Below are 14,374 nucleotides of genomic sequence, written 5' to 3'. Positions count from 1 at the left end.
GTAGGAGCGGCTTCAGCCGCGAAACAGCGCGGTATCGGGCAACGCCTCGTGCCTCAGCGCCGGCTCGCCGTCGATCAGCGGCTGCAGGGCCAGAAACTCCAGTACCGAAGCTCGCCAGGACTGGGCCGCAGCCAGCTCCGCGCAACGACTCCGATCCAGCTCCAGCGCCGCCAGACAGGCAGTACGCAGGTCCTCCGCCATCACGCCGCTCTGCCCCTGCAGCAGCACGTCCAGCGGCCCTGGCACCGGGAAAGCGGCCACCGGCGTGCCACAGGCCAGCGCCTCCAGCATCACCAGGCCGTAGGTATCGGTACGTGAGGGAAACACCAGCACCGAGGCTCCCTGGTAAGTCTCGGCCAATGCCTGGCCATGGCGATAGCCGAGAAAGCGCACCTGCGGATACTGCTGCTGCAGCATTTCGCGCTGGGGGCCATCGCCGACCACGCGCTTGTCCCCAGGCAAGTCCAGATCGAGAAAGGCCTGCAGGTTCTTTTCCGCAGCGATGCGCCCGACATAGAGGAATACCGGTCGCACGGGCCGGCGGCGCTCCTCGTCCGGGCGAAACAGGCGTGTATCGACGCCCTTGCGCCAGAGTTTCAGCCTTTGCAGATCCCAGCTCGCGAACTCCTCGCGCAGGCGGTCGGTGGTCACCAGTACCGCCTGGCTGGGACGGTGGAAAGCTCGCAGATAGGCGTATCCCCAGCGCGGCGCGATCCAGGGCCAGCGGGTACTGACATATTCGGGAAAACGCGTATGAATAGCGGTGGTGAAGGCCAGGCCACGCTTGACCAACCAGTGCCGCGCTGCCCAGCCCAGCGGGCCTTCCGTGGCCAGATGAACACTGTCGGGGCGAAAGTCGCGAATTGCGCTGCCCACTCGCCAGAGATCCCATACCAGCGGAATTTCCGGGTAGGTCGGGCACGGCACGGTACGGAAATCCGCCGGTGACAACAGCTTGACCTGATGCCCCAACCCGCGTAGTTCGGCGACCAACGCAGCCAGGCTGGTGACCACACCATTGACCTGGGGCGACCAGGCGTCGGAGACGATCAGTAGTCTCATGCACTGGTCTCGAGGGCGACAGTCCGCTCCTCACCGGCCAGCCGCGCCTGCGCCTCGGCCAGACGATAGAGCTCGATCTGCCCGTCCCAGTGCTCGATCAGCGCCGTGCAGGATTCCACCCAATCGCCGCAGTTCATGTACTCCACACCGCTGACCTGACGAATCTCGGCATGGTGGATATGCCCGCAGACCACGCCCTGCAGGCCACGCTTGACGCACTCGTGGGCGATGGCTTCCTCGAAGTCGCTGATGAAGTTCACCGCGGTCTTGACCTTGTGCTTGAGATAGGCCGACAGCGACCAGTAGCCGTAGCCCCAGCGGCTGCGCCAGTGATTGAGCCAGCGGTTGAGCGTCAGGGTGAATTCGTAGGCCGAATCGCCGAGGAAGGCCAGCCAGCGGTGGTAGCGGGTGATCACGTCGAACTGGTCCCCATGGATCACCAGCAACTGGCGGCCATCGGCCGTGACGTGCACCGCCTCGTCCACCAGCTGGATATTGCCCAGCAGCAGGCTGGAGTAGCGGCGCAGGAATTCGTCGTGGTTGCCGGTGACGTAGATGACTTCGGTGCCGCGCTTGCTCATGGTCAGCAGACGGCGGATGACGTTGGTGTGCGCCTGTGGCCAGTAGATGCCGCCGCGCAGCTTCCAGCCATCGATGATGTCACCCACCAGGTAGATGCGGTCGGCATGGTAACGCTTGAGGAAGGCGGCCAAATGCTCGGCCTGGCAGTCGCGCGTGCCGAGGTGCACGTCGGAAATCCACAGGGTACGGACACGTTGCTTGCGGCTGGGCTTGGCGAGCTGGGCGCTGGTCATGGGCGGCCTCCGGCTGGGTTTAGACGAGCTTGAGGCGTTGCGGTGAAGGGCTTGTGACAGGCAAAAGACCGTTCAATGACGCAGCATCGCCACCGGCCAGGCATTACACTGCGACCGTTACCGAGGAAATTTTCATGCGTCCAGTTCTGTCCCTGCGCCATTACAGCCACGAAATGCTCTGCCACAGCCACGACCATGCGCAATTGGTGTTCGGCCTGGCCGGCGAGCTGCAGTTCGAAGTGGACGGTCAGGGCAGCCGAGTGCTGCGTCATCATCTGGCTGTGGTGCCGGCCGAATCGCGCCACACCTGCGGTAGCCCGGGCGGCAGCCAATGCCTGGTACTGGACTTGCCGGCCAATGACTGGATCGAACGCCAGCTTGGTCATCATGCGAGCGATATCCAGCGCCTGTTGGACAAACCCAGCGCCCTGCAGCTCGATTCGTCACAAGGCCAATTGCTCAACTGGCTGGCCAGCAGCCCGATCAATGACCCTATCATCGCCGGCCAGGGCGCGGCCCTGCTGCTCGGCAGCCTGGCCTGCAGTCGCCAGCAGACAGAGATCACCTGGCTGCCCATGGCAGCCCTGGATCGCTACATCGACCAGCACGCCGCGCATCCACTGCAGGTGGCGGATCTGGCGCGCCTGGCCGGTCTGTCGGTGGCGCGCTTCCACGCCCGCTTCCTCGCCGCGACCGGACACACACCCATGGAGCACATTCGCCAGCGACGTCTGCACCTGGCCGAGCAGCTGCTGCTTGGCAGCGACCTGGCTGTTGGCGAAATCGCGGCCCGGGTAGGCTACAGCTCGCAAAGCGCATTCACCGCCGCCCTCTCCCGCCATCTGGGCATGACCCCGCGACAGCTACGCCGCACTCGTTAGCCATCCTCCAGACACCGCCCGTAAAGCGCACCCGGACTTCATCCGGGCTACGGCTGGTAGCGAGAGTCTGACGACAAAACTCATCACTCCCGCGACAGACAGGTAACGACTGCGACACCTAGACTGCGCCGCATCATTGAAGGAGTACCTCATGCAAACCATCGAATGGCAGGACTTCGAAAACGTGGAGCTGCGCGTCGGCACCATTCGCAGCGCCCGTGCGAATGAAAAAGCGGTGAAGCCGGCCTATGTGCTGGAAGTCGATCTCGGCGAACTGGGTCTCAAGACCTCCAGTGCCCAGATCACCGCGCATTACACCTGTGACGAGCTGGTCGGACGCCAAGTGCTGTGCGTGTGCAACTTCGCCCCCAAGCGCATTGCCGGCGTGCGCTCCGAAGTGCTGGTCACGGGCGCCTATGACAGCGACAACCGAGTGGTGCTGGCCGGCTTCGACAAGCCACTGCCCAATGGCGCGCGACTGGCATGAACGAACGCAACGCCCTGCTGGCGATTCATCTGGGTGCACTGCTGTTCGGCCTGTCCGGCATCTTCGGCAAGCTCGCTGCCACCACGCCGAACATGATCGCAGGCGGCCGCGCCTTCTTCGCCGTCATCGCCCTGGCTCTGGCCGCCCTGCTCTGGCGCAGCCGCAACGCGGTACGCCCAAGCCTGCGGCAGATGGCCCTGCTGGCACTCGGAGGCCTGCTACTGGGCGCTCACTGGGTCAGCTTCTTCGAAGCGGTGAAAATCTCCGGCGTGGCCATCGCCACCCTCGGCTTTGCCAGCTTCCCGGCCTTTACCGTATTGCTGGAGGGCCTGCTGTTTCGCGAGCGCACCCGCCCCGGCGAATTCGCCATGGTCGGCGTGGTTTGCGTGGGGCTGATTCTGGTCACCCCCGAGTTCAGTCTGGACAGCGGCGCCACGGTCGGGCTGCTATGGGCGGTGCTGTCAGGCTTTCTGTTCGCCCTGCTGTCGCTGCTCAATCGCGCCAGCACAAAGGGCATCGACCCGGTAAAGGCCGCGCTGTACCAGAACATCACCGTGCTGCTGTGCTTCCTGCCCCTGGCCTGGCCATGGCTGCCCGACCTGCGCCCGATGGACTGGCTGTGGCTGGCCATGCTCGGCATCTTCTGCACAGGCCTGGCCCATAGCCTGTTCGTTGCCAGCCTGCGGGTGCTCAAGGCGCGCACCACGGCGGTGATCTTCGCCCTGGAGCCGGTCTACGGCATCCTGTTCGCGTGGTGGCTGTTCAGCGAACAGCCGACACTGCGCATGCTCGCCGGCGGCGTGCTGATCGTCAGCGCCATTTTCGTGTCGGCGCGGATGGCGCGCTGAACCGAGACTCTAACGGTCGTTATGGCCCAGATCGCGCCCGGGGTCGATCTGGTCGCGCACCCGCTGCTTGAGCACCTTGGCCTCGGGAAAGCCACCATCGGCCTTGCGTTCCCAGATCTGCCGGCCATCGCAGAGGATGCGAAACACCCCGCCAGTACCGGGCTCCAGGCTGACTCGCGCCAGCTCGTCGGTGAAGGTACTGAGTAGCTCCTGAGCCAACCAGGCGGCGCGCAGCAACCACTGGCACTGAGTGCAATAGGTGATGACGATTTCAGGCTTCTGATCGGGCATGACAGCGGCTCTACGCAGGGGCTTGGCGCCTATAATAACGGCCTTTTCTCTGCGCCTGCCGGAAACTGCCATGCGTCGCCTGCTCGTTTCGCTGCTCTGCCTGTTCGCCCTGTCCAGCCTGCCTGCCATCGCCGCCGAACGTGTCGGCCTGGTGCTATCGGGCGGCGCCGCCCGCGGGCTGGCGCACATCGGCGTGCTCAAGGCCCTGGAGGAGCAAGGTATCCGTATCGATGCCATCGCCGGCACCAGCATGGGCGCCATCGTTGGCGGGCTCTATGCCGCCGGCTATTCGGTGGCCGAGCTGGAACGTCTGGCCCTGGAACTGGACTGGCAGCAGGCACTCTCCGACTCGCCGCCACGTGAGGATGTCCCTTTCCGGCGCAAGCAGGACGACCGCGACTTTCTGATCAAGCAGAAGCTCAGTTTCCGTGACGATGGCAGCCTGGGTCTGCCGCTGGGGGTGATCCAGGGCCAGAACCTGGCATTGCTGCTGGAGAGCCTGCTGGTGCACCGCAGCGCCACGCGCGATTTCGATCAGCTGCCTATCCCCTATCGCGCCGTCGCGACCGACGTGGTCACGGGTGAGCAAGTGATCATGGGCACCGGCCACCTGCCGCAGGTGATGCGTGCCAGCATGTCGATCCCTGCGGTATTCGCCCCGGTTGAGGTGGATGGCCGCCTGCTGGTCGACGGCGGCATGGTCAACAACGTGCCGATCGATGTCGCACGGCAGATGGGCGTCGATCATGTCATCGTCGTCGATCTGGGCATGCCGCTGAAACCGGCCAAGGAGTTGCTCACCGTGGTCGACGTGATGAACCAGTCGATCAACCTGATGATGCGCAGAAACTCCGAAGCGCAGTTACGGACAGTGACCACTGACGATGTGCTGATCCAGCCACCCTTGGCCGGCTTCGGCGTCGCCGACTTCAACCGTGGCGAGCAGATGATGGAGGCCGGCTACCGCGCCACGCTGATCAAGGCCGAACAGCTGGCCCGCCTGCGCACCAGCAGCGCCGGCAACCCGGCGCTGGCCATGGCCCGCACCCGCGAGCAGCGCAACCCGGTGATCCGCGAGATTCGCGTGGAGAATGACTCGAAAGTCGGCGATGAGGTGATTCGCCGACACATCCGCCAGACTCTGGGCGAGCCGCTGGACATGGAGCGACTGCAAAAGGACATGGGCACGCTCTACGGCCTGGACTACTTCGAACGCGTGCAGTACCACGTGGAGCCACTGGACGAGCGCGGCAGCGCCCTGGTGATCGATGCCCGGGGTAAACGCACCGGCACCGACTATCTGCGTCTGGGGCTGAACCTGTCCGATGACATGCGCGGCGACAGCGCCTTCAACATCGGCGCCAGTTACCGCATCAACGGCATCAACGAACTGGGCGCCGAGTGGCTGACGCGGTTGCAGCTGGGCGACCGCCAGGAGCTCTACAGCGAGTTCTATCAGCCGCTGGATGCCGGCTCACGCTACTTCGTCGCACCCTATCTGTTCGGCGAGGCGCAGAACGTCGAAGCGATCATGGACAACGACCCCATCGCCGAGTACCGCCTGGAACGCTACGGCTACGGCCTCAACCTGGGCCGGCAGATCGCCAACAACGGCGAGATTCGCTTCGGCATCGGCCAGGCCTGGGGCGAGGCGGACGTACGCGTCGGTGAGCGCGAACTGCCCAGTTTCAGCTTCAGCGAGGGCTACTACGAGCTGTTGTACTCCTTCGACACGCTCGACAACCTTGACTTCCCGCGCACCGGTGAGGACATAGGCCTGATGCTGCGCAAGTATGACCGCGGCCTGGGTTCGGACGACGATTATCGCCAGTGGCAGCTGAAACTGGACAAGGCCTACAGCCATGGTCCCAATACCTGGCTGTTCGGCGGCCGCTACGGGCGCACCCTGGATGAAGCCGAGGTGGTCACTTCAGGTTTCATCCTCGGTGGCGCGCAGGAGCTGTCCGGCTTTCGCCAGGACTCGCTGAGCGGCCAGAACATGGCACTGGCTCGGATGATCTACTACCGGCGCATGACCCAGAATTCGCTGCTACCGCTGAATTTCCCGCTGTACCTGGGCATGTCGCTGGAGCGCGGCCGCGCCTGGAACAACGACAATGCCTTCGACAGCGGTTACATCAATGCGGCCAGCATCTTCCTCGGCCTGGACACCCCGCTCGGCCCGCTGAACTTCAGCTACGGTTTCAACGACGAGCGGGAAAAGGCGCTGTACCTGAATCTCGGCAGGAGTTTCTGAAACGAAGAGGCCGCGCATAAGCGCGGCCTCGTTGGGTCCAACAGCGCCAATCAGGCGATTTCCGCCAGCAACTGGCGTGCGGCCTTCTTCTGTTCGTCGTCGCCGTGGTCGATCACCTCGTTGAGAATGTCACAGGCGGTGGCGATATCGCCTTGCTTGATATAGGCCAGGGCCTGGTTGAGCAGGGTCATGTGCTCGGGATTGCCCGCCAACTGATCGATATCTCCCTGCAGTGCAGCGGTGGGATCGGCATCGCCCGCAAAGGCGTCGAGGAAGTTGTCATCCACCTCGTCGCTCAGCACCATCTCCATCTCGCCGAAGGCGCTCAACTGCTCGTCTTCGTGGTGCAATTCGAACACCTCGGGCAGTTCCTGCAGATTGCTGGCAAATGACGTATCGAACTCCGGCTCGGCGGGCGCCTTGGGCTTGGCTTTGGCCTTGGCCGGGAACGGGCTGACCAGATCCCAGTCGGCGTCCAGCGACAGGTCATCGAGGTTCAGCTGGAAATCGGTTTCAGGCGCGGGCTCGGCCGCTGGCTGCAACGGCGCGACAGGTTCACTCCAGGCCTGCTGCGCTGTCTGCAGATTCGGGTGGCGCTCCTTAAGGGCATCGATGCGTGCGCAATCGAACGCCTCGGCACGCAGCACCGCCTCTTCGCGGGCGAAACCCGCACCATCACCCAACATGGCCAGAACCTCCAGCAGCCGGAAGCGCAGGTCACTGCGTTGCGGGTGCTGAGCCAGGGCCTTGCTCAGCTCGCCACGGGCCTCGCTGATACGGCCATAGGCGATGTAGACATTGGCGGCCTCCAGCGGATCGACAGGACCTTGCGGACGCACAGGAGCCGGAGCAGGCACCACTTTGGTCACCGGCGCAGCGGCGACGGGAGCGCTTTGCGCACGGACAGGCTGCTGCACATCCGGTTTGGGCTGAACCTGTACCACCGGCTTGGATTTTTCCCCACGCCGCCGAGCGGCCCACAAAAGAGCGCCGAGCAACAACAGCAGCCCGATGCCACCAGCGAGCAGTGTCGACCACCAGCCGCGTTCTGCGGCCACCGGCTCCTCGACGGTTACTGGCGCTGCGGAAGCGGATTCAGCGGCCGGTTCGACCGGTGTACGCGCCGACAGCTCGGCCAACTGAGCGTCTTTCTGCGCCAGTTGCTCCTGCAACTGCTGCAATTGCAACTGCAGCTGCGCCAATCCCTGCTGCAGTTGCTGGTTCTCCGCGGCCTGATTGGCCAGTTCCTGATCGACCTGGCGCTGCCTCTCTGCCAGTTGCAGCAGGCTGTCGGTCTGTTCCGGCGCAGGCTCTACGGATGACGCAGGTGCACTCACCGGGCCTTCGGCGCTGCTCTCTGCGGCAACGACAGGGGGAACCTCTGCCGACGCCGGAGCTGCCGGAGCGACCGCCGCAACTGCGGCTGCAGTGCGAGCGGCATCCGGCAGCAGCAGGTCGGCACCGGCTTGCAAGCGACTTGGATCGCCGCCTGCGAAGGCGTTCGGGTTGAGCGCGACAATACCTTCCATCAACGCTTGCTGGGACAGCGTACTGCCCTGCTCACGCAGACGCGCGGCAATCAGCCAGAGACTGTCGCCACGAGCGACCTGATGACGATGGCCCGCGGCCGCACTGGGTGGCGTCACCGTTCTGACCGACGCAGGCGCAGTCGCAGCGGAACTGGACGCTTGCGTTACGCGCGCCGCGGTCGGCGCAGCCGCCACGGAGGTATAAGCCGAGGAGCCCGGTGGATCGAGCAGCACAGTGTACTCACGTAGCAACTGACCGTTGGGACGCGCCACTTCGACGATGAAATTCAGGTAGGGCTCGCGCACCGGACGGCTCGAGACCACGCGGATGACGCTACGCGAACCGCGCAATAGCGGTGTAAAGCGCAGATCGTTGAGAAAATAGAAACGCTCGACACCCGCGCGGTTGAACACATCGGCGGGTGCCAGGCCGATGCGCAAGTCCTGCGCACCCAGATCCCCTACTTCAAGCAACTCGATTTCGGCTTCGAAAGGCTGATTCAACGCCGAATGCAGCGTGATCTCACCCAAACCGAGCGCCGGCGCCATCCCCGAATACAGAGCAGACCCCGACGCCAAACCCAACATCAACTGACGCACCCGAGCCATGTGACCTCCAGGGTTATCCGGCTCGAACGCCACCTCCTCGACTTCCTGTCTTAGCTTCCCTTGGCCGGGAGGTTGGCGCCCTTGAAAGTTCCGAGAACGTTCGACAAGGTCCTTGTCGAGGTCGACTCGAATAGCATTATGGCTACTAATTCACAAAGTAGCGGATTGGACGCCAGTTTGCCGACGAAAGCAGGGTGCCATCAAGCTCCATCAGTCAAAAGTTAGGCACGAAATGCCATCGATCAAGAAAGTGATCGCAATTTGACGGTTTTGGCGAGATCACTTCGTCAGGTTGCCGAGCACTCGAGCGTGCACCTGCTGACAGCGGCGCAAATCCTCTTCATCGATGCCGGCGAAGACTTCTTGACGAAGCTGGGTGGAAATTGCCTCGATCTTCTCGATCAGCGGCTGCGCCTTGGGCTGCAATGCAATCTTCTTGGCGCGGCGGTCTTCGGGTACGGCTACACGCGTCACCAGGCCCTGGCTTTCCAGGCTGTCGAGCAGACGTGCCAGGGTCGGCCCTTCCACTCCGACGCTTTGTGCCAGTTCACGCTGGGTTGGCATTTCGGTAAAGCGCGCCAGGTGCAGCAGCACCAGCCAGCGTGCCTGGGACAGGCCGAGGCCGACCAGGCGTCTATCGAGTTCGGAACGCCAGGCGCGTGACAGCTGGGCGACTTGCATGGCAAAGCGGTGTTGATCGGGGTAAGACATGGGCTAGCGGGCTCATACAAAGGTCAAAAACTAATTATTAGCTAGCTAGCCATAACCCGATGCGCAGGGCAAGCGCAGATTGCGTCGCGAGCGTTGCAGAATGCGACCGAACGCCTGCAACGCTGCAGCGAGTCAGGCCGCGACCTGATTGCGGCCGAACGCCTTGGCCTCATATAACGCGCGGTCAGCCTGTTCATAGAGCTGACTCAACTCGGGTTGGGTTTCGGGGCTCAGGCAGGCGACACCGATGGACATGGTCAGCACATCGGCACTGTCGGAGCCGCGGTGGGCAATGCCCGCCTCCTCCAGTGACTGACGCAGGGCCTCGGCACGCTGCCGGGCCTCGTCGGCACCGATATCGAACAGCAACAGAGCGAACTCCTCGCCGCCGAGCCGCACGCCAATGTCCAGCGGCCGCCGGGCGGCCTGCTCGATCAAGGCGCCAACGCGCTGCAGCGCAACGTCGCCAGCCTGGTGACCGTAGCAGTCGTTGTAGGCCTTGAAGTGGTCGATATCGCAGAGCAGCAGCGCCAGTGACTTGCCGTCGCGCTGCGCCTGACGCCACAGGCGCTCGAACTGTCGATTGAAGCTGCGTCGGTTGTGCAGGCCGGTCAGGCTGTCGTGATAGGCGAGCAGGCGCATCAGGCGGCTTATAAGGAAATGCTCGCGCGACTTGTATTCCAGCAGATAGCAGCCGACCGCGCCGATAAGATTGCCGAACGCGAGAAACAGCACGTTGTTGACCAGCCTTGGCATGGGCAGCCCTGCGAACCATTCGGCCAGCACGTACGCAAGCAGCACGACCAGCGAGCAGGCCAATGCCTCGCTCAGACGCAGGCCAACCAGAAAGTAGGCCGCCATGCTTACCAGCAGCAGGCCTTCATAGGGATAGCCGGGGTCGGCACGGTGGGCGATGCCGACGATCACCGCTGCGCCCACGCCAAGCACCAGGATGCAGGCCATGCTCAATGGCAGCAGCAAATGGATGTGTCGGCGCTGCAGGATCAGCGCGCCGCATACCAGCAGGATGACCAGCACCACCACCCGCATGGCGATCACCCAGCCAAGATGCGATGCGGGCACCACCAGCACATCCAGCGCTGCCAGCGCCAGCCAGATGGCCGTAGCGACGCTCAGGGCGATACGCTTAAGCTCGAAGCTGTCTTCGAGCATGTGGGCACGGTATTCACGCTCGAGCGCGCGGAAAAAACGCAACCAGCGAAAGCCCAGGCTGAGCTGATCGGCATAGGGGCTCGGACGAACTTCATCGAGCCAGGCGTGATAATTGGGCACCCTCACCTCGTCATCTGGCGGCCTGCCCACACCTTAGCCTCGTCGGTGAAATGCTGCCAGAAGCGCCCCGGCAAGCTGCACGTCCAGATACCTCAGAGTTCGAACTCGGCCTGCAGGGCCGCGCGTACGCAGTAGAGCACCGCCTCGTCGACACGCCCGGCAAACAGCGGCGCGATCTCGCTCACGGCAGGGAGCTCACCCTCGCCGTCGAGGAAGCTTTCCTGAATCTCGCCGAGAAGTTCTTCGGGCAGATCCAGCGCCTGCTCCAGGGTCAGTTGCTGCTCGGCGATGGCCTCGGCCAGCAGGCTGTAGACGTTCTTCTCGGTGCAATTGAGCTGCCCGGCGATCTGCGCGGGCGTCATCCCGGCACGTGCCAGGCTGACCAGCTCGTGGCGCAGATCGGCCACCGGAGCCGGGGCATCGTCCGCAGCATTGCCATTGAGCACTTCCAGAAAAGCCTGGCCGTAACGTTCCAGCTTGCGCGCGCCCACACCGCTGACCTCGGCCATCTCGCTCAGCGAGCCGGGCTGGCTGCGCAGCATTTCCAGCAGCGTGGCATCGGGGAAGATCACATAAGGCGGTACGCTGTGCTCCTCGGCCAATTTGCGCCGCAAGCTGCGCAGCGCCTCCCACATTTCCCGCTCATGGCCGCGCACCAGCTGGCTTGCAGCGCTGCTCGAGGCCTTGGCCGCCTGAGCCGGTTTGGGCTCACGACGCAATTGCAGGCTGACCTCGCCACGCAGCAGCGGCCGGCAACTTTCATCCAGGCGCAGACCACCAAACCCTTCCAGATCGACATCGGCCAGACCACGGGCGACCAGCTGGCGGAACAGGGTTCGCCACTCCACCTCGGAAAAACCCTTGCCCACACCGAACACCGCCAGGTGCTGATGGCCGGCGGCGCGGATTTTCTCGTTGTCGCGGCCGAGCAGGATGTCCACCAGATGGCCGACACCATAGCGCTGGCCACTGCGGTAGATGGCCGACAGCGCCTGGCGCGCCGGTTCGGTGGCGTCCCAGGTCTCGACGCCGTCGATGCAATTGTCGCAGTGCCCGCAAGGCTGAGGCAGTTCCTCGTCGAAATAGGCCAGCAGCGCCTGGCGACGGCAGCGGGTTTCCTCGCACAGGGCGAGCATGGCATCGAGCTTGTGCTGTTCTATGCGCTTGTGGCGCTCGTCACCATCCGAGTTGGCCAGCATCTGCTTGAGGAAGATCACGTCCTGCAGACCGTAGGCCATCCAGGCATCGGCTGGCAGGCCGTCACGGCCGGCGCGACCGGTTTCCTGGTAATAGGCCTCCAGCGACTTGGGCAGATCCAGATGGCAGACGAAGCGCACGTTGGGTTTGTCGATGCCCATGCCGAAGGCGATGGTCGCTACCATGATCAGACCTTCCTCGTTGAGAAAGCGCTTCTGATGATAGGCACGCAGCTCGTTGGGCAAGCCGGCGTGATAAGGCAGCGCGGGGAAGCCCTGGCTGCTGAGGAAGTCAGCGACCTCCTCGACCTTCTTGCGAGACAGGCAGTAGACGATGCCCGCATCGCCCTTGCGCGCGGCGAGAAAGCCGAGCAGTTGCTTGCGCGGCTGATCCTTGGGCTGGATGCGGTAGAAGATGTTGGGCCGGTCGAAGCTCGACAGGAAGCGCTCGGCGTTGTCCAGGTGCAGGCGCTGGACGATCTCCTCGCGGGTGCGCTTGTCTGCCGTGGCGGTCAGGGCAAGACGCGGCACCTGCGGGAACAGCTCGGCAAGCTGACCAAGCTGTAGATATTCCGGGCGGAAGTCATGGCCCCACTGCGATACGCAGTGCGCCTCGTCGATGGCGAACAGGGCGATGTCCAGGCCCTGCAGGAAGCTCAGCATGCGTGGCTGCACCAGACGCTCCGGCGCCAGGTAGAGCATCTTGATCTGCCCGCGGCGAATACGGTCGGCGATCTCGCGCTGTTCATCGACGCTCAGCGTGGAGTTCAGCGCCACCGCGGCCACACCCAGCTCATCGAGTGTCGCCACCTGATCGTCCATCAGTGCGATCAGCGGCGAAACCACCACCGCCAGGCCCTCGCGCATCAATGCCGGCACCTGATAGCACAGCGATTTGCCGCCGCCGGTGGGCATCAGTACCAGCGCATCACCGCCTGCTGCCACGCGCTCGATGATCGCGGCCTGGTTGCCGCGAAAGGCGTCGTAGCCGAAAACGTCTTTGAGAATGCGCAGGGCGTGGTCAAGCATGAAGGCCTCCAAATCGAGCCGCGCATTATGCCGCAGGATGACCCTCAGCAGGGCGTCGGCCCATCCGATTGGCGGTGAATGAGCGTTTCGCCTGCAGTCTTTTCCGTGCCGCGGCGGCCCGTCGCTATGGCCGCAGAGCCCCGCGTAGACTAGAATCCAGCCTCGTTTACTCCTTCAAGGTAGCCACACGATGTCCTTCGCCGAGCAACTGTCCCGCCTGCAAGCCTTTCTCGATGCCGACGAGCTGCACGAGGAAGCGCTGGACTATGTCGCCGCTCATGGCTACCTGACTGCCCTGGCGATCTGCCCGGATCAGGTACCGGAGCGCGAGTGGATCGATGCGCTGTTCGCCGAGCCGCCGCACTACCGCAGCGACGCCGAGCGCGAAGAGATCGAGAACACCCTGATCCATCTGAAGGCGCATATCGCGCGTCAGCTCGCTGGTGAAGAAGAACCCGAACTGCCCTGCGACCTGGACCTCGGCGACGAGCCGGACGATTCCGACCTGCGCGGCTGGTGCATCGGCTTCATGGAAGGCGTGTTCCTGCGCGAAGCCGTGTGGTTCGAGGATGCCGAGGACGAAGTCAGCGAATTGCTCCTGCCGATCATGGTCGGCTCTGGCCTGTTCGACGAGCAGCAGGAGTTCGCCGAGATCGCCCGTGATCGCGATCTGGTGGACAGCATGATCGATCAGATTCCCGAGCTGCTCACTGCCCTGTTCCTGCTGTGCCAGGCTCCGGAAGAAAAACCCGCGCTGCTCAAACCCCGTCACTGACCGTAAGCCGGGGCAACGCCCCGGCGGCCGCCAAGACTGCCCATGCCGCGTGACATTCAGCCAAGCCGCCATCGCAGTGTCCGCTATCTGCTGCTGGGCATCGGCTGGCTGAGCGTGGCGCTCGGGGTCATCGGGATCTTTCTGCCGGTTCTGCCGACCACACCTTTTTTGCTGCTGGCAGCAGCCTGCTTCATGCGCAGCTCGCGGCGTTTCTATCTATGGCTGGTCGATCATCCTCGCCTGGGGCCATGGATAGTGCCTTATCTGGATGGTGAAGGTCTCCCGCTCAAGGCCAAGCTCTACGCGCTTACGCTGATGTGGTTGAGCATCGCCTTCTCCTGCTACCTGGTGCCCCTGCCTTGGGCGCGCGCCTTCATGCTCATCAGTGCCGTGCTGGTGAGCATTTACATCCTGCGCCAGAAAACCCTGCCCAATCCCTGAGTGTACGTAGCCCGGATGCAATCCGGGGGCAGTGAATTTCGGGCTGCCTCCTGCTTTTCGACAGCCTTTTGACACCCTTTCCTTGCTCCAGCGAAGCGGCCGGCAAAAAATCGACACCTCGCCTAGACTTCGGCGATCAGGCCCTGAGAC

The 14,374-nt window shown here is 63.7% G+C and carries 13 protein-coding genes; 6 read left to right on the top strand and 7 right to left on the bottom strand.

The features are described 5' to 3' along the window. Window positions 1–12 precede the first annotated feature (12 nt). Both DXK50_RS10855 and DXK50_RS10850 read right to left on the bottom strand, forming a co-directional pair. A complete protein-coding gene (locus DXK50_RS10855) occupies window positions 13–1,062 on the bottom strand; it encodes a glycosyltransferase family 4 protein (RefSeq protein WP_212630312.1) in 1,050 nt (349 codons plus the stop codon). Continuing rightward, a complete protein-coding gene (locus tag DXK50_RS10850) occupies window positions 1,059–1,877 on the bottom strand; it encodes a UDP-2,3-diacylglucosamine diphosphatase (RefSeq protein ID WP_161866277.1) in 819 nt (272 codons plus the stop codon). The genes DXK50_RS10855 and DXK50_RS10850 overlap by 4 nt, the downstream gene beginning before the upstream one ends. Before the next feature lie 134 nt (window positions 1,878–2,011). On the opposite strand from DXK50_RS10850, the gene DXK50_RS10845 reads away from it, so the two are divergent. The 3 genes from DXK50_RS10845 to DXK50_RS10835 all read left to right on the top strand — a co-directional run bounded on the left by DXK50_RS10845 (window position 2,012) and on the right by DXK50_RS10835 (window position 4,093). Continuing rightward, window positions 2,012–2,758 (top strand): helix-turn-helix transcriptional regulator, encoded by a 747-nt coding sequence (locus DXK50_RS10845; protein ID WP_212630311.1) that lies wholly within the window; start codon window positions 2,012–2,014, stop codon window positions 2,756–2,758. A gap of 151 nt (window positions 2,759–2,909) precedes the next feature. After that, the gene (locus tag DXK50_RS10840) at window positions 2,910–3,245 is read left to right on the top strand and encodes a tRNA-binding protein (protein ID WP_212630310.1); all 336 of its coding nucleotides are present in this window, start codon (window positions 2,910–2,912) and stop codon (window positions 3,243–3,245) included. After that, a complete protein-coding gene (locus tag DXK50_RS10835) occupies window positions 3,242–4,093 on the top strand; it encodes a DMT family transporter (protein WP_212630309.1) in 852 nt (283 codons plus the stop codon). Before DXK50_RS10840 ends, DXK50_RS10835 begins: the two co-directional genes overlap by 4 nt. Before the next feature lie 9 nt (window positions 4,094–4,102). Here the strand turns inward: DXK50_RS10835 and DXK50_RS10830 are convergent, their stop codons facing one another. Further along, complete coding sequence (locus DXK50_RS10830) at window positions 4,103–4,384, bottom strand: Rdx family protein (protein WP_161866281.1); 282 nt, start codon at window positions 4,382–4,384, stop codon at window positions 4,103–4,105. Between the two features lie 70 nt (window positions 4,385–4,454). Between DXK50_RS10830 and DXK50_RS10825 the strand changes: the two genes are divergently transcribed. Further along, complete coding sequence (locus DXK50_RS10825) at window positions 4,455–6,641, top strand: patatin-like phospholipase family protein (protein WP_212630308.1); 2,187 nt, start codon at window positions 4,455–4,457, stop codon at window positions 6,639–6,641. 50 nt (window positions 6,642–6,691) lie between these two features. Here DXK50_RS10825 and DXK50_RS10820 read toward each other — a convergent pair whose 3' ends face one another. The 4 genes from DXK50_RS10820 to recQ form a co-directional block, all read right to left on the bottom strand. Next, window positions 6,692–8,779 (bottom strand): FimV/HubP family polar landmark protein, encoded by a 2,088-nt coding sequence (locus DXK50_RS10820; RefSeq protein ID WP_461818739.1) that lies wholly within the window; start codon window positions 8,777–8,779, stop codon window positions 6,692–6,694. Between the two features lie 279 nt (window positions 8,780–9,058). Next, window positions 9,059–9,490, bottom strand: coding sequence for a MarR family transcriptional regulator (locus tag DXK50_RS10815; RefSeq protein ID WP_161866283.1), 432 nt, complete (start codon window positions 9,488–9,490; stop codon window positions 9,059–9,061). 132 nt (window positions 9,491–9,622) lie between these two features. Continuing rightward, entirely contained in the window at window positions 9,623–10,783 is a 1,161-nt protein-coding gene (locus tag DXK50_RS10810; RefSeq protein ID WP_212630307.1) for a GGDEF domain-containing protein, read from the bottom strand. 92 nt (window positions 10,784–10,875) lie between these two features. Beyond that, window positions 10,876–13,008, bottom strand: coding sequence for a DNA helicase RecQ (gene recQ, locus DXK50_RS10805; protein ID WP_212630306.1), 2,133 nt, complete (start codon window positions 13,006–13,008; stop codon window positions 10,876–10,878). Between the two features lie 190 nt (window positions 13,009–13,198). Between recQ and DXK50_RS10800 the strand changes: the two genes are divergently transcribed. Together DXK50_RS10800 and DXK50_RS10795 are read left to right on the top strand one after the other, a co-directional pair. Continuing rightward, the gene (locus DXK50_RS10800) at window positions 13,199–13,783 is read left to right on the top strand and encodes a UPF0149 family protein (RefSeq protein WP_013716139.1); all 585 of its coding nucleotides are present in this window, start codon (window positions 13,199–13,201) and stop codon (window positions 13,781–13,783) included. 42 nt (window positions 13,784–13,825) lie between these two features. Next, window positions 13,826–14,224, top strand: coding sequence for a YbaN family protein (locus DXK50_RS10795; RefSeq protein ID WP_212630305.1), 399 nt, complete (start codon window positions 13,826–13,828; stop codon window positions 14,222–14,224). The last annotated feature ends 150 nt before the right edge of the window (window positions 14,225–14,374 follow it).

Source organism: Pseudomonas sp. KB-10 (assembly GCF_018221585.1).
Classification (GTDB): domain Bacteria; phylum Pseudomonadota; class Gammaproteobacteria; order Pseudomonadales; family Pseudomonadaceae; genus Aquipseudomonas; species Aquipseudomonas yangonensis.
The sequence above is the reverse complement of the archived record's forward strand: the minus strand, read 5'-3'. Positions and strand labels throughout refer to the sequence as shown.